The sequence below is a fragment of the Capilliphycus salinus ALCB114379 genome, assembly GCF_047276495.1.
Lineage (GTDB): Bacteria > Cyanobacteriota > Cyanobacteriia > Cyanobacteriales > Microcoleaceae > Capilliphycus > Capilliphycus salinus.
Map to the genome: position 1 here is coordinate 4,585,168 of NZ_CP178543.1, position 16,098 is coordinate 4,601,265.

A 16,098-nucleotide genomic window follows, 5' to 3' on the forward strand; every position below is an offset into this window, starting at 1 on the left:
TAGGGTAAAAATGCAGATAAAGTTTTGCTGATTTATACCGATTTTTTCAGGACGTTCAAGCAAAAACCAGAACAAAAAAGAGCATCACCCAACCAATTGAATAAAGGTAATATGGACAGTTCAATCCGCAACTCTTTATTGGAAAATCATCTTTTGGCAGCTTTACCCCAAGCAGAGTTGGAACGGCTCGCCCCCTATTTCATCGAAGTTTCTCTGTCTTTAGGACAAATTCTCCACGAACCCCAAGAAAAAATAGAAACCGTCTATTTCCCGACTCATTCCATGATTTCGTTAGTTTCGATTATGGAAGATGGTTCGACTGTTGAGGTGGGAATTGTTGGGAATGATGGGATGTTGGGTTATCCGGTTTATTTGGGCGGAGACTACAGCCATACTCGGGCGATTGTACAGATAGAAGGAACCGCTTTGCAACTTGATGCGGGTGTTCTCAAATGTGAATTTAATCAGGGGAATTTTCTACAACGGTTATTGCTACTTTATACCCAAGCCTTTCTCGCTCAGGTGAGTCAAACCGCAGCTTGTAACCGCTTTCACCCCGCAGAAGAACGACTCGCCCGTTGGCTTTTACAGTCTCAAGACTTTGCCGGTTCGGAAAAATTAAATTTAACTCAAGAATTCCTTTCCAGTATGTTGGGGATTCGTCGGGCGAGTGTTACAGTGTCCGCCGGAACCTTACAGCAAGCGGGTATGATCCGCTATAATCGAGGCAAAATTACTATTTTGGATCGTGCCGCCCTAGAAGCTACAACTTGCGAATGTTATCAAATTGTTCGCCGAGAATATAATCGCTTACTTGGCCTTTTAACAGTTTAGGTACGGTGGCGTACATATCTTGATTTATTATTGTGGGATAGTTAGAAAGAATGACTCCAATCGTTGTCGGATCAGAGCTATTTTATCCATTTCTGGACATCTTGTTGTGTAAACTCATAGGCCCGATAGGTATTTTATTTCTAAATGCTCGCAGTTTTAGGTTATTCTCAGTATTGGGTTGAATGATGAATATCAATGATTACGGTATATTATTAGTAGAAGATGATGCTAATGACATCCTGTTTGTACAGCGGGCTTTTCGTCAAGCCAACCTAAAAAATCCCATTCGGATTGTTAAAGATGGTGAGCAAGCTATTTCTTATCTTCAAGGAGAAAATGAATATGCTAATCGCGATTTATATTTCTTACCGACCTTGATTCTTTTAGACTTAAAGTTACCTCGCTGTTCTGGATTGGAGGTTTTGGAATGGATTAAAACACAAGCACATCTGAGACGGATTCCCGTCGTCATTTTAACATCTTCGAGAGAAAGTGTTGACGTGAATCGAGCTTATGAAATCGGGGCTAATTCTTATTTAGTTAAACCCGTAAAATTTGATGACTTAACTAAAATGATCGAAATTATTGATGCTTATTGGTTAAAATTAAATCAATATCCTTCGTCAATATCAATTTGAGTTTTCAGCTTTCTGTTAGATTTAGATCGGAATAATAGTGTATTTTCCCTATTGGATAATGACTGGAGAGCAATTGCTGCAACGTATTTTGCTTGTTGACGATAGCCCCGACGATCGCCTTCTCGCCATTCGAGAAATTTCTCGGGAATTTCCAGAGGTTGAAATTCAAGAAGCGGTCAGTTTGCGGGAGTTTTATCAGGCTTTAGAAGCCGATCGGTTTGATTTGGTGATTACCGACTACGAGTTAAATTGGACGACGGGATTGGATATTTTACGGATGGTGAAAGAACACGATCGCGATCGCCCGATTATTATGTTTACCAATTCGGGAACTCAAGAAATCGCCGTAGAAGCGATGAAAGCGGGTTTGGATGACTACGTGTTGAAATCTCCCAAATATTTTATTCGGCTGTCTCAGGCGGTTCGTACCGTTTGGGAAAATACACAAAATCGTCGCAAAGCCGAAGAATTAGAATTGCGCCTGCAATTTTTACTGGATGAGTTAAATGTCGGGGTATTTCGCGCAACTTTAGACGGTGAACTGTTGGAAGTCACCGATGGGTTTTATAAGCTTTTCGGACTCAATTCTTTTGAAGAAGCTCAGATTTTTTTTCGGGAAAACCTAACGTTTAATGATGTGGAGATTCGCCAACAAGAACAATGGAAATCTGAAACGGAATTAACCCATCCGAATGGGAATAAAATTTGGGTCAAAATTAGTGAAACTTTGGTCAATCAAAATGGAAAAACGGTCATCGATGGGTTGATTGATGATATTACCGAACAAAAGCAAACCGCCGACAAACTTCAAAAACTGAACCAAACTTTAGAACTGCGGGTTCGAGAACGAACCGAACGTTTAGAAAATCTCAATAAAGAGTTAGAAACTTTTGCTTTTTCTGTCTCTCACGATTTGCGAACGCCCATCCGTCAAATTGATGGTTTTGTCACCTTACTCCAGCAACAACTCCAACCCATTACTACAGATGAAACCGTTCTACATTACTTGGATATTATCAGCAAATTAACCGAACGTTCCGGTCGGATGATTGATGATTTATTGCTTTTTTCTCGAACCGGACGAGCAGAAATGCAGTATAATATCGTGAATATGGAACAGTTAGTTCAATCTCTCACACGTCAAATCGAGTTGCGACAGGAAAGCCGAAAAATTATCTGGAAAATAGACCCCTTGCCCTCGGTACCTGGGGATTCTCATCTGCTCCAACAAGTTTGGCAAAATTTACTTGAAAATGCGGTAAAATATACTCGGAAAAAAGAACAAGCTGAAATAGAAATCGGCAGTATTTCCGGCGAACAAGAAATTACTTATTTTGTCAAAGATAATGGGATTGGTTTCGAGATGAATTATGTTAATCGGCTGTTTGGTGTATTCCAACGCCTAGAAAATGCTCAAGACTTTGAGGGAACCGGGATAGGACTCGCCAATACTCGCCGGATTATTCACCGTCATCACGGACAAATTTGGGCGGAAGGAAGCCCCAACCAAGGAGCAACCTTTTATTTTAGTTTACCTCGCGAGCGACGCCAAATTTGAAAAGAATCTTTATTTTTTTTGGTTTTTAAAAAAATTTTGGTTAATATCAGTTATTAGTTCGCTTTTAAATGCCCCATCGATTCACAAAGTTCACCGTCTGTTAAGATCTATTTATTCCTTGAGATAGAGATAGGGATTGGTAGCTTGTCATATCATTGCTAGAATGGCATCCCTTATGTTTAACTGAATTTAATGTACGCTCTATGGAATAGCTTATTTGTTCAAGTCTCCCCTCCCCCACCAATGCTACAAATTCTCCTGTTAGAAGATGATCCGGTAGATGTCGAGTTAATTCAAACTCTACTCAAAAATGGAGGCATTGAAGCCGAATTTATCTGTGTTAATCAACGCTCCGATTTTGCGGAGTTCTTGAAAACACAATTGCCCGACTTGATTTTATCAGACTATGTACTGCCCAACTTTGACGGAATTACCGCCTTAGAAATTGCTCAACAATTCTGTCCTGAAGTCCCGTTTATTATGGTGTCCGGGATGTTGGGAGAAGAACGGGCGATCGACACCCTCAAACAAGGCGCGACCGATTATGTTTTAAAACAGCGCTTGCAGCGATTAGTTCCTTCAGCCAAACGCGCATTGCGAGAAAGTCAACAGCGAAAGGAACGCTTTCGGGTTGAGGAAGCCTTGCGTCAGAGGGATGACCTACTACAAGCGATCGTAGAAGCTTCTCCCGTTGCCATAATCACCCTCAGTCCCCAGAAACAAGTGATTACCTGGAATACTGCGGCTGAACGGATTTATGGTTGGCAGCCCTTAGAAGTAATTGATCGCCCGTTGTCGGTGATTCTTCCCAAACAACAAGATCAATTTAATCGCTTATTTCAGCAGGCTCTAGAAAATCATACCCTAACCAACTACGAATTTCAACACCAGGGAAAAAATCAAGATTTAATTGAAATTAGCGTCTCCCTGGCGCCCCTGCACAACGCCGAAGGAAATGTCTGTGGAGTCGTAATGACAGCCATTGATATTACCGCTCGCAAACGCATCGAAGCCGAGCGTTTTAACCTCCTCAAACGAGAGCAAACCGCCCGAGAACAAGCCGAAGCCGCCAACCGGGTTAAAGATGAATTTTTAGCCGTTCTTTCCCACGAATTGCGGACTCCTCTCAATTCAATTTTGGGATGGATTACCTTAATTCAACAGGGTAAACTCAACCAAATTACCCTCAATCAAGCCTTAGAAGTGATCGAACGGAACGCTTCTTTACAAACCCAATTAATCGAAGATTTACTCGATATTTCACGAATTAGTCGGGGAAAACTGAGTTTGAGTATTAACCCGGTTAATTTGATTGAGTTAATTGAAACCACCGCCGAAACGGTACGCCCTGCGGCGCAGGCGAAATCAATTTCTCTCGAACTGGTTTTAGATAGCAGTCTGGGTAGAATTGCGGGAGATGCCAATCGGCTTCAGCAAGTTTTTTGGAACTTATTTTCCAATGCGATTAAATTTACTATAAATAACGGTTCGGTCACAGTTCGATTAAATAAAATAGACAATTCTTACGCTCAAATTCAAGTGATTGATTCGGGGATTGGGATTGAACCGAATTTCCTTCCTTATGTGTTTGAATATTTTCGTCAAGCCGATGCTTCCACCACGCGATCGCACGGGGGTTTGGGATTGGGTTTGGCGATCTCTCGTCATTTAGTTGAACTGCATGGCGGTACAATTAATGTCGAAAGTGAGGGAAAAGGAAAAGGGACAACTTTTACGGTGATGCTGCCGATTCAGCCGATTGAATCAGATTCCCAACAGCCCGAACAACTGATTGATAATGGCTTGAGCTTGCAAGATCTTAACATTATGATTGTTGAAGATCAAGCCGATGCGCGAGAGTTAATCAGGTTGGTTCTCGAACAACAAGGAGCGAAGGTCAACGAAGCAAGTTCGGGTCTAGAAGCGTTGGAAATGATTAAACAATCTCAACCGGATGTTTTAATTAGCGATATTGGAATGCCCGATGAAGATGGTTATACTTTTCTCAAAAAAGTGCGTTCTTTACCTCCCGAAAAAGGCGGTAATGTTCCGGCTTTGGCACTGACTGCTTATACTAAACTAGAGGATAAACAGCAAGCGATCGCCGCCGGATTTCAGATGCACTTGGGCAAACCCCTTGATATTACCGAATTGCTAAAAGCGGTTTATGAACTCAGCCCCAAGGCTCGTTAATTTTTAGAGAATTTAATTTTTAGAGAATTTATCGAGGTTTAAAACCATGAAAGAACCCAAAAAAAATCGAGAGATTGATCCGGTGACTGTGGTGGCGATTATTGTCGCTATTTTGTTTATTCCTCTGTTTATTGCCGGCTTTTTACCTTAATTATGTGATATTACTTTCTCCCAAAAACCCGGTTTCTTTTATAAACCGGGTTTTTAAATCCCCACTGTATATCATCTCCGACTCATCAATCCTCAGTGCTGTAGGGGCGCTCCTCAGCCAAGATATTTACTACTACTCCGAGATTGAATTAAACCCGCCCCACCCCCATAACAAAATTAATCAACCGGATCTAATATTGCTTTCTAAAAGTTGGCGATCGCCAATTCTTTTAAGGAATTATCTTCCAGCCAATGACCTAGCCTCGTGCATTCATTATCGGGTGGATTTCCTCGGTAGTTATTAGCATGATAGCCGATAAAATCTGCAAACATTTGGAGTGGAATTAAAATCGTGTCTACTTCCATAGCATCGTCAAAACAAACCTTCTCCAGTTGAAATTTATAACCCGCCCACTTGACGGTTGAAAGACGATTATTGACCAAAAGTTCTAGGTTATAAATAACGCAATTGCGTTCAAGGTCTGGATTTTTTTTCCCATAGGCAATACTCCAGTAAATATGGTGGCGGACAAAATAGATCCCCCTGACATCTTGACAAACTTCTATTTCTATATCTTTTATATTCAGAAAACAACGTTTTAGCTGCTTCATATTTGACCTGCAATTATTGATACCGGCAAATCGCTAGATAATCCCCTGAATTCTGCGGAATATTGGGATTTTTCTAACCAATATGTGATCATATCCGGGAAATACCCTGACCGATAAACCCAGTGTCTTGGAGAAAGGGGGTGTGTAATTTTCCCATCAGCATTTTAATTTTATCCTGAGATCCGCTTGCGAAACCCGTAGTCACTGAATAGTTGAAGTGATGATTAGCAAGCGCGAGGAAATCCAATGTCAGACCGTGAACAAGTTCAAATTGATGGCTTTCGAGTCTCTGGTCCCGTTCAAGGGAAGCGAATTGAAGTTGAATTTGATGTCAAACCGACCCGAGAAAGAAAAAGTTCATCTTATTCTAATTCTTCCGATGAATGGGATTCCATTTGGTTTTTATTTATCCTGCTCTTTTCTTTAGTCTTTTTTGTGGGAAATACGGTCGGAACCGGCCCTAATCCTTTCCCCGATTCTTTCTATCCCTCTAGCTCAAATTTGAATTCTTTATCCCGATCCAATCGGTAAATCTGGGATGATGAATATTATTGATCAATTCGAGTTAATTCACAATTCACAACTTGAGGGTTAAAACTCTTAAATAACTAGATTAGACCTTTTTTTTTCAGTCTAATCTAAAAAACGAGCAAGATTTGTGAATTGTGAATCGGCAATTTTTTGGGGATGCTTTTGAGTTCTCCCTTAAATACCCGCAGCCAACCAACCGCGAATAAAGTAATAGAATGTAATGATATATTCCTCCACTACATCCGTCGTTAATAAAAGAGCTTCAGCGCTAGGTAAGAAGTCTTTACCCGCAACTCGCCGTTGGTATTTTTCATCGGGGAGAGAAGCATAAAAGTTGGTCGGAGCCGGAATCACTTTAAAGCCGACATCGGCAAAAGTTAAACTCGCCCGACGCATTTCTAGAGCAGAAGTCACCAAAATAATCGCCCGTCCCAAGTCTCGTTTTTTGGCAATTTGTTGAATAGAAACGGCGCTATCGTACAAGGTTCCATCGGATGTATCCTTGATAATGACACTGGAAGGAACCCCCATTCCCACCAATAATCGAGCGATATAATCGGCTTCGACAACCGGTTGAATGTACTCATTTCTTGAACCGGCACTAACGATCATGATCGGCGCCAAACCATCTTTATAGAGTTTAGCCGCATAGGGAATGCGATCGCCAATTCGAGTCAGTTGAACTTGAGTGGTATAGGGAAGCTTGGGTTCAGTGGTTCCCGAACCGAGTAAAACAATCGCTTCGGCCCTTTCTCCGCAACACAAATCCGTTTGAACCGTTTCAATGGCAGTTTTTTCTAATTGAAAAGCCAACCATTGAGCAACAAACGGCATACTGGAAAGAATTAAAATCAGTAAGGCCGTTAAAATTAAATTCGGTCCGGGATTACCAATTCCCCCCTTATTAATTTGAGCCGCCGCTAAAATTAACAACAAAATCGAGAAGCCGAGCGGCTTAATAAACACCGACAAAAGACTCAAAATGGCGAGTCCGATGGGGCTATCGGGTGCGGTAAAGGCAATCAGCAACAAAAATACAGCCAGTAGGAACCACAGCCGACCGACTAAATTACCCTCTTTGCTAACAATCAGTTTCCATAATCTAAAGATAATGGTTCCAATTAGCAGCAACAATAACAGTCGAGTGAGTTGTACAAACATTGTGTCTGTTGTTCAAGATGAGTGGTTAAACGTTTGTTGGGTGGAAAACTTTAGACCATCCAACTGGATATTATCGGCAGAAAACAGAAACTTCCGCTTTTTCCTCAACAGTCCACCCCAAATGAATGGCCAACTGAGATGGAAATTCCAATTTGGATATGGCTAAAGTTTACAGAAACGATGGGCAGTTTTAAAGCCTATTCTCAATATTAGTCAAGCTGATCAAACGGTCAACAGAATTTTCACGGTTTTTGCTTTGAGCGACGTTGTAACTCATACTCAACCGCTTCGACTACCGTTTCCACCACTTGCACCCGAGCGGAATACTTACAATTGGCCCCTACAATTGTCCAAGGTGCCGTCGGTGTATGAGTGCGTTGAATCATCTGGTTAACGGCCACCTCATAAAAAGGCCATTTTTCCCGATTGCGCCAATCTTCATCGGTGAGCTTATACTGTTTAAAAGGATTGTCTTTACGCGCAGCAAATCGCTTCAGTTGTTCGTCTAAGTCGATGTGCAGCCAAAACTTCACCAACACATAACCGGCACTGGTAAGCTGTTCTTCAAATTCGTTAATTTCTCGATAGGCCCGTCGCCATTCTTCATCTGTCGCAAAGCCTTCGACCCGTTCAACCAAAACTCGACCGTACCAACTGCGGTCAAAAATCCCAATTTTCCCGGCCGGCGGTAAACGTCGCCAAAACCGCCACAGATAATGATGGCTTTTTTCCTCATCCGTCGGCGCCGCAAAGGGTTGCACTTGATAGCTGCGGGGATCTAAAATATCGGTGAGCCGTTTAATTGCCCCGCCTTTTCCGGCCGCATCCCAACCTTCAAACACCGCCAACACCGGAATTTGTTGTTCGTAAATGTCCCGTTGCAGCTTACCCAAACGGGCCTGTTGTTGGGAGAGTTTGTGTTTGTAGTCGTCTTCGGAGAGAGTATGAGTTAAATCGACTTGTCCGAGGGGATTGGGTTCGGTGGGGTCGAGGTGGTCTTGTAGCGGGGTTCTCACCGGCGGCAGTTGAACCTGTAACCGGTCCAATCCTTCTTTGAGGGTGGCAACCATTGCCGAGAGAACTTTAATTCGAGCATAGCGTTGATTATCGCCTTCTACCAACGTCCAAGGTGCCGCGCCGGTGCTGGTATGAATTAACATATCTTCGGCGAAGGCTAAATAGGTGTCATAATTTTTTTCTTGTTGCCAATCTTCTGAACGAACTTGCCACGCTTTTAACTCGTCTTTGGCGGCTTTTTTCAGGCGACGCTTGAGTTCTTTTTGGCTAATATGAATCCAAAATTTTGCAATTACCGCCCCATCGTCTACCATTTGGCGTTCAAAGGCGTTAATTTGTCGCATCGCCATCGGTACTTCGGCTTCGGTCAGTCGTCCAAATAGTCTATCTTCGAGAACGTGGGTATACCAACTGTGGTAAAAAATGCCGATTTGACCTTGGGCGGGGAGTTTTTGCCAAAATCGCCACATAAACGGATAGCGGCGTTCTTCTCGGGTTGGCGGCCAAATAGGATGGACAATAAATCCTCGCGGGTCCATGTAGCCGACCATTTTTTTGACGAGCGCCCCTTTTCCGGCGGCGGCCCAACCTTCCAAGACTATCATAGCGGGAAGTTTCTTTTCCCAACAGGTTTGTTGCAGCGATCGCAATTTTTGCATTAAGCTTTCAATCTGGCTGTTATAGGTTTCTTTGTCGAGCGTTAAATTGAGATCGAGTGTATCGAGCATGAATTGATCGTTGTCACTATAAAAGTCAAGTCTAACTGTTCTGCGGACAGTCCCGCACGGTTGAAGTTGAAAATTTTTTTGAAGAAGTGAGAAGACAGCTTAATCAAAAATAGAGAAAGATTTAGCCTTGTCATTTTCTTGTCATTTTGTGGCGTTATTGTTTAAACCATGAGAAGTTAACCCGTCTTAACGGTCTACTTCCCAATACATCTATTTAAAATTATTCTTTTTTGGAGAGTTCCCATGAAATTAGAAATCATCGGCACAATTGTACTCGGTGTGGTTGCGGTGACTGTTTTTCCCGGTATTGTTCAAGCCAATAATGGTTCTTTTTCCGGTACCATTGAACGGGTTTGGGAAGATGGTTTCCGCTTGCAAAGTGACAATCGGGCGATTACCGTTGATTCTTGGGATGTTTGCGGAGATAATACCGCTCGTCATCTGTCTGCCGGGGAACAGGTGACTGTTGTGGGTGAGTTTGAGATGGGAGAATTTGATGCGTTTTCAATTACGAAAGCCGATGGTGTAGCCGTTTGTCAATAATAATTTCGCTTCACTGTTCTGTTACAGCTTTCTATTTTATTGGGCTGGTATTTTATCATTGACTTGACTTTCTGTTTGGATTGGATTTGTGAAATCTATGGGTAGTTCTCCTCGGCTTTTTCAAAAAGCTGAGGATTTTTTATCACCCAATCTTGCCGAGGATTAAGTTGTCGGAAAGTCAAACGGATGAATTTCAGTTTTTTTTAAGATGAGTGATCTGTTCATCGTGATAAACTGGCAAATTAAATAAACCCCGATTTCCGAAAAGGTTAATCCGGCATGAATTTTATTGCTAAACGTCAACTCCTGCTGAAAGTTTTTCTGCTCGCTTGTATAATTTCTACGGCTATTCACTTTACCGATAATTATCTTTATATTGAGCAATATCCCCAACCCGATTGGATTACTCCCCGTTCAATTTATGTATCGTGGATAATTTGGACAATGATTGGTATTGTCGGTTACGGCTTGTATCGCAGTCAAAGATTTTGGCTGGCTTATCTCTGTTTAACCCTCTATTCATTTTCAGGTTTAGATAGTTTAGCGCATTATTGCTTTGGAACTTGGTCAGATTTCTCATTGAAAATGCACTTTTTTATCCTCACCGATGGATTAACCGGTTTAACGGTTTTAGGATTTACACTGTGGTCGGGATTAATTATTCGAGAACAATTTAGCGAGACTGTTGCTGAGTAATAACGAGCGGGATTTGTATTGATGAGGCGGCTAGTTATTTTTTGACGGCGATCGCAGACTTACAAACAGGCGGTATGATTAAGTTCAACCGATCAATAACTATTTTATAGCGATCGCTAGTTATCTAGAACTCAAACCGATATGACCCCTGAAAATCCCCAATCTCAAATCCAAGCGGGGCGGTTAGCCATCCTGTTACATGAAGGTATTCTCGGTTCTGTTGGTAAAACGGGACTGTCTTTGCTGCGCTATTCTCAGGCTAATATTGTCGCAGTCATCGATCGCGACTGTGCGGGACAGTCCTTATGTGAACTGACGGGAATTAACCGAGATGTGCCGATTGTGGCTTCGGTGAAGGATGCGATCGCTTATAATCCCAATATTCTAATGATTGGAATTGCACCGTCAGGGGGCGCTTTACCGGAGGAATGGTGGGTCGATCTCGATGGGGCGTTAGAAGCGGAATTATCGATTGTTAACGGCTTACATACCCAATTAATTCCTTTAGTTGAACAACGACATCAAAATAAGATTAACCAAATTCTAAAGCCTCAACAATGGATTTGGGATATTCGTCAAGAACCACCGGGTTTAAAAATTGCCAGCGCTGCGGCGCGTCAACTGAGTTGTCGGCGAGTTTTAACCGTTGGAACCGATATGGCAATTGGGAAAATGTCAACCGGTTTAGAACTCAATAAAACTGCAAAACAACGGGGAATTCGATCTAAATTTCTCGCCACCGGTCAAGGGGGATTAATGTTAGGAGAAGATGGCATTCCCTTAGACTCGGTGCGGGTCGATTTTGCAGCCGGTGCGGTGGAACAAATGGTAATGCGGTTTGGAAGCGATTATGATTTACTAATCGTTGAAGGACAGGGTTCGTTAATTCATCCGGGTTCAACGGCGACTTTACCCCTGTTGCGGGGAAGTCAACCGACGGATTTAATTTTAGCCCATCGTGCCGGACAAACTCATATTCGCAATCATCCTCATGTGGTTATTCCTCCTTTATCTCAGGTGATTGAATTATACGAAAATGTTGCTTGTGTGGGGGGCGCGATGGAATCTGCAAAAATTGTCGGAATTAGCCTGAATACTTATGGTTTAGCCGAAGATGTAGCTAACGAAGCGATCGCGCAAGTTCAATCCGAAACGGGTTTACCTTGTACGGATACGGTTCGGTTTGGGGGAGGGATTTTACTGGATGCACTACTGTAAACAGTCACCAGTGTTTTCAGTTGTCAGTTATGCAGTAAGCAGTAACCAGTGACCAATAATCAGCGATCAGTGACCAGTTACAGGTGATAGGTTACAGGGAAGATTGATAATTGATAATGGATAATTCATCACTGTTCACTGATTACTGGTCACTGTTCACTGTAAAAACTGGTCACTGTAAACTGTAGAACTGTCCCCTGTTCCTTCTCCCGACAATAAACCCGTTTATGGTAGCCAATCGAGACCAGATCGGTTAGTCTCAATAGTAGTGTGTGTGAGGTGGTTAAAAAAATCTTATGAATGATGTGATGCTGTTGGGTGAATCTACCATTAATAGGTTTCCCGTTTTAGGACTTCCCGTTCATCTGCATCATAATTATCATCATTGGTTGCTTAACCGTCTGTATAAAGGGTTAGGAACTCATGTGATTACTTTGAATGCTGAAATGGCTATGCAAGCCGATCGCGATCGGCATCTGGCGGATGTCATTCATGGGGCTGAATTAGTCATACCCGATGGGGCGGGAATTGTTCTCTATTTACGGCTAAAAGGAAAACAAACCCAGCGCTGTCCGGGGATTGAATTAGCCGAGTCTTTCTTACAAAAAATCGGTCAACAAAATTGTGCGGATCTGGTTTTTTTCTATGGCGGAAAACCGGGAGTTGCTCAACGGGCGGCGGATCGATTTCAACAAAAATTTCCCAACTTGGCGATCGCATCTTATCACGGTTATCTTTCGGCTTCTGAAGAAGAACAGTTAAAAGATACCTTGAAAGATTTACAACCCCGAGTTATTTTTGTGGGTTTGGGCGTGCCGCGTCAAGAGTTGTGGATTGCCCAAAATCGTCATTTATGTCCCAATTCGATTTGGATTGGAGTGGGGGGAAGTTTTGATATTTGGGCGGGGGTGAAAAAACGGGCGCCGGCTTGGTTTTGTGACAATCATTTAGAGTGGCTTTATCGACTTTATCAAGAACCCTGGCGCTGGCGTCGTATGTTGGCTTTACCTCATTTTGCGTTCAAAGCTTTTCTGAGTTAATTCAAGTGTTGAAAGGCTGGAGTAGTTGACAAGCTACAACAGCCTATTTTTCTATTTACTTTCTCTAATCGTAGTTCGAGAAAAGCGTTTTTTAGAAGTAACTTTTTGAAAACCATTTAATTTTAAAATATCCTTTTAAATCCCGGTTTTTCAACAGTTTATAAAAACACATTATCTTTTGGGTTTTCCGAGGGCGGTTAAGTTATCCATTATACAAGATCGGCACTATGAAGTTCTGTTGCAAAATCTTTTTGAAAATTGAAGAAAAACGTTAAAGTATAAACAGACTACTTTCTCTGCTGGGTTGCAATCGCTTTTAACACAACAGCCATGAACAATCTATAGTCATAGAGTTAGTCTTGGCGAGGTATTCATTGCCCCTTTTTAACAGATAGGAGTTATGGTTAAAACTAATGATAACTTCAAAGGCTTTCCTTTGGCCCGAATTCCCTTACAGGTCATTATTGTCACACCATTTCTCCTGCAAATTATGATCGCAGTCGGTTTGGTGGGGTATCTCTCTTTTAGAAATGGCCAACGGGCGGTTAACGATCTCGCCGCACAATTACAACAAGAAATTACAGCCCGAGTTAACGGCGAATTAAAATCATTTATCGATCAACCTTTTAAAATTAATCAAGATACTGTTGCGGCTATCAGACGAGAAAATCTCGATCCCAATGATGTCAGAACTTTAGAAGTTTTACTCTGGGATAGATTAAAAGTTTATCATTCAATGACAGGTTTTGGATTTGGAAGTGAGTCATCCGGTTCGGTGATTGCGGTGACAAGCGATAAAATTAATAATGAAAAAAAATACTACATTGAATATGCTGACTCTCGTACAAAAGGAGATTTCTACAGTTATCAAGTTGATGAACAAAGACGCAGACTTCGTTCAACTGTGCGAGTTCGTAATTTAGATATTCGTCAGCGACCTTGGTATCAAGCCGCTAAAGCCGCAGGTCAACCGATTTTTAGTGAGATTTATTTATCGATTAGTCATTCTTCAAATGATTCTCTAGCCACCACTGTGGCTCATCCGCTTTATGATGGGAAAGGTCAACTTCAAGGAGTTGCTACCATTATACTAAATTTAGATCAAATTAGTCAATTTTTAAAAAAGTTACAGGTGGGGAAATCCGGAGAAGTTTTTATTATCGAACGCACGGGAGAATTGATCGGAAGTTCTGATGGCTACGACCCAATTTTATTTGAAAATAACCAAAAGGTGCGACTGCAAGCGACTCAAAGTTCAACCGAATTAATTGCAGCAGCAGCAACCGAGTTAAAGGATAAATTTAATAGTTTTACCGAGATTAATCAACCTCAACAGTTTGAATTTAAGTTAAAAGGAGAAGCGCAATTTTTACACGTTCAACCCTTTCGAGACGAGCGGGGAATTGATTGGTTAATTGCGGTTGTTATTCCCGAGTCGGATTTTATGGCAGAAATTAACGAAAATGCTCGCTCAACACTTTTGCTTTGTGCAGTTGCTTTAATGGGGGCTACAGTTGCCGGAATTCTCACCGCTCGTTGGATGACTCAACCGATAGAAAAGTTGAATAAAGCCGCCCGAACAATTGCCAAAGGAGAATTTAATAAAACCGTTCAAGCTGATGGTCGTTTTCAAGAAATCGAAGAACTAGCCAACTCGTTTAATTATATGGCTCATCAACTTCAAACCTCTTTTAATTCTCTCGAAAAAGCGAACGCTGATTTAGAAGAAAGAGTGAAAGAACGAACCGCAGAACTCGAAGACGCCAAAGAAAAAGCCGAAGTTGCGAATCGAGCTAAAAGTGAATTTTTGGCTAATATGAGCCACGAACTCCGAACGCCTCTCAATGGAATTTTAGGCTACACTCAAATTTTACAACGTTCTCGTACTTTGCCCGAAGTTGATGGAAGTAAAATTGAGATTATTCATCAATGTGGTTCTCACTTGCTCACCCTAATTAATGATATCTTAGATCTTTCCAAAATTGAAGCTCGGAAGATGGAACTCAATCCCTCTGAATTTCATTTTTCAGCTTTCTTGCAAGGGGTGGTGGAGATGTGCCGCATCAAAGCGGAATTGAAGGGAATTTCTTTTATTTATGAAGCCGAAAGTCAACTTCCCGAAGTGATTCTAGCGGATGAAAAACGTTTGCGACAAGTGTTAGTTAATTTGCTGAGTAATGCGATTAAATTTACTCGGGAGGGTTGTGTAAGTTTTAAAATAACTCAAACGGAGTTAGGTCAAACTCGCTTTGAAATTTGCGATACTGGAGTCGGGATGACTTCGGAAGAACAATCTCGTCTTTTTCAACCTTTTGAACAGGTTGGCGACGGAAAAATACAAAGCGAAGGAACCGGACTGGGATTGGTGATTAGCCAGAGAATTATACAACTGATGGGAAGTCAAATTCAAGTGATGAGTCAAAAGGGAAAAGGTAGTATTTTTTGGATGGATTTAGATTTACCGATAGGCACACAAGTAACTCCAGTTAAACAGAATGAACCCGACAAAAATATTATTGGACTTAAAGGAACTAGACCGAAAATTTTGATTATTGATGACCGTTGGGAAAACCGTTCCGTGCTAATTTCTATCTTAGAACCGATTGGATTTGAGATAGAAGAAGCGGGGAACGGTTGGGAAGCTTGGAACACCATTCAAGCCTTTTCTCCCGATTTGGTGATTACAGATTTAGTCATGCCTCAGTGGGATGGATTTGAATTTATTCAACGAATTCGATCTTCCGAGAAGTTCAAAGATTTAATCATTATTGTTTCCTCTGCGAGTGTGTTTGAGTCCGATCAGCGTCAAAGCTTGGATGTGGGAGCGAATGATTTTTTACCTAAACCTGTTCAAGCTAAACAGTTAATGGAACAACTCCAAAACCATCTCAATTTAGAGTTTATTTATGAAGATATTACGGTCTCAAAACCGTTAAATAATTCTATTGAAATAACAGAAATCGTCCCCCCTCCCCAAAAAGAGTTAGAGGAGTTGTATAATTTGGTTCTGCAAGGTCATATTAAGGGAATTATTAAACAGGCAAAGATTATTAAACAGCTTGATGCGAAATATGTACCTTTTGCCGAACAAATTGAAAAACTCGCTCGAGAATTTCAAGAGCGAGAATTGATTAACTTCACCGAACAGTTTATTCAGGTCAAGTCTGAAGTTTGATTGG

The 16,098-nt window shown here is 41.6% G+C and carries 13 protein-coding genes; 10 read left to right on the forward strand and 3 right to left on the reverse strand.

Features of this window, described 5'->3' with window-relative positions:
- Positions 1 to 111: 111 nt before the first annotated feature.
- The 4 genes from ACL6C3_RS18525 (at position 112) to ACL6C3_RS18540 (ending at position 5,223) form a co-directional block, all read left to right on the forward strand.
- Positions 112 to 834, forward strand: coding sequence for a Crp/Fnr family transcriptional regulator (locus tag ACL6C3_RS18525; protein ID WP_413160511.1), 723 nt, complete (start codon positions 112 to 114; stop codon positions 832 to 834).
- Between the two features lie 182 nt (positions 835 to 1,016).
- Positions 1,017 to 1,472 carry a response regulator gene (locus ACL6C3_RS18530; protein WP_413160512.1) on the forward strand — a complete coding sequence of 152 codons (456 nt, stop codon included), beginning with the start codon at positions 1,017 to 1,019 and terminating at the stop codon, positions 1,470 to 1,472.
- Positions 1,473 to 1,530: 58 nt separating this feature from the next.
- On the forward strand, positions 1,531 to 3,030 hold the full coding sequence (locus ACL6C3_RS18535; protein WP_413160513.1) for a sensor histidine kinase: 1,500 nt from the start codon (positions 1,531 to 1,533) through the stop codon (positions 3,028 to 3,030).
- 192 nt (positions 3,031 to 3,222) lie between these two features.
- On the forward strand, positions 3,223 to 5,223 hold the full coding sequence (locus ACL6C3_RS18540) for a response regulator (protein ID WP_413160514.1): 2,001 nt from the start codon (positions 3,223 to 3,225) through the stop codon (positions 5,221 to 5,223).
- Positions 5,224 to 5,577: 354 nt separating this feature from the next.
- Here the strand turns inward: ACL6C3_RS18540 and ACL6C3_RS18545 are convergent, their stop codons facing one another.
- Positions 5,578 to 5,985 carry a hypothetical protein gene (locus tag ACL6C3_RS18545; protein WP_413160515.1) on the reverse strand — a complete coding sequence of 136 codons (408 nt, stop codon included), beginning with the start codon at positions 5,983 to 5,985 and terminating at the stop codon, positions 5,578 to 5,580.
- Positions 5,986 to 6,231: 246 nt separating this feature from the next.
- Between ACL6C3_RS18545 and ACL6C3_RS18550 the strand changes: the two genes are divergently transcribed.
- The gene (locus ACL6C3_RS18550; RefSeq protein ID WP_413160516.1) at positions 6,232 to 6,516 is read left to right on the forward strand and encodes a hypothetical protein; all 285 of its coding nucleotides are present in this window, start codon (positions 6,232 to 6,234) and stop codon (positions 6,514 to 6,516) included.
- Between the two features lie 174 nt (positions 6,517 to 6,690).
- Here the strand turns inward: ACL6C3_RS18550 and ACL6C3_RS18555 are convergent, their stop codons facing one another.
- Both ACL6C3_RS18555 and pap read right to left on the reverse strand, forming a co-directional pair.
- Positions 6,691 to 7,677: a YdcF family protein gene (locus tag ACL6C3_RS18555; protein ID WP_413160517.1), complete on the reverse strand. Its 987-nt coding sequence runs from the start codon at positions 7,675 to 7,677 to the stop codon at positions 6,691 to 6,693.
- Between the two features lie 242 nt (positions 7,678 to 7,919).
- Positions 7,920 to 9,422, reverse strand: coding sequence for a polyphosphate:AMP phosphotransferase (pap, locus tag ACL6C3_RS18560; RefSeq protein ID WP_413160518.1), 1,503 nt, complete (start codon positions 9,420 to 9,422; stop codon positions 7,920 to 7,922).
- Positions 9,423 to 9,665: 243 nt separating this feature from the next.
- Between pap and ACL6C3_RS18565 the strand changes: the two genes are divergently transcribed.
- The 5 genes from ACL6C3_RS18565 (at position 9,666) to ACL6C3_RS18585 (ending at position 16,094) form a co-directional block, all read left to right on the forward strand.
- Positions 9,666 to 9,965 (forward strand): hypothetical protein, encoded by a 300-nt coding sequence (locus ACL6C3_RS18565; protein ID WP_413160519.1) that lies wholly within the window; start codon positions 9,666 to 9,668, stop codon positions 9,963 to 9,965.
- A gap of 279 nt (positions 9,966 to 10,244) precedes the next feature.
- Complete coding sequence (locus ACL6C3_RS18570; RefSeq protein WP_413160520.1) at positions 10,245 to 10,661, forward strand: hypothetical protein; 417 nt, start codon at positions 10,245 to 10,247, stop codon at positions 10,659 to 10,661.
- A gap of 141 nt (positions 10,662 to 10,802) precedes the next feature.
- Positions 10,803 to 11,879 carry a DUF1611 domain-containing protein gene (locus ACL6C3_RS18575; RefSeq protein ID WP_413160521.1) on the forward strand — a complete coding sequence of 359 codons (1,077 nt, stop codon included), beginning with the start codon at positions 10,803 to 10,805 and terminating at the stop codon, positions 11,877 to 11,879.
- Positions 11,880 to 12,175: 296 nt separating this feature from the next.
- Complete coding sequence (locus ACL6C3_RS18580) at positions 12,176 to 12,919, forward strand: WecB/TagA/CpsF family glycosyltransferase (RefSeq protein ID WP_413160522.1); 744 nt, start codon at positions 12,176 to 12,178, stop codon at positions 12,917 to 12,919.
- Positions 12,920 to 13,319: 400 nt separating this feature from the next.
- Entirely contained in the window at positions 13,320 to 16,094 is a 2,775-nt protein-coding gene (locus ACL6C3_RS18585; protein ID WP_413160523.1) for an ATP-binding protein, read from the forward strand.
- The last annotated feature ends 4 nt before the right edge of the window (positions 16,095 to 16,098 follow it).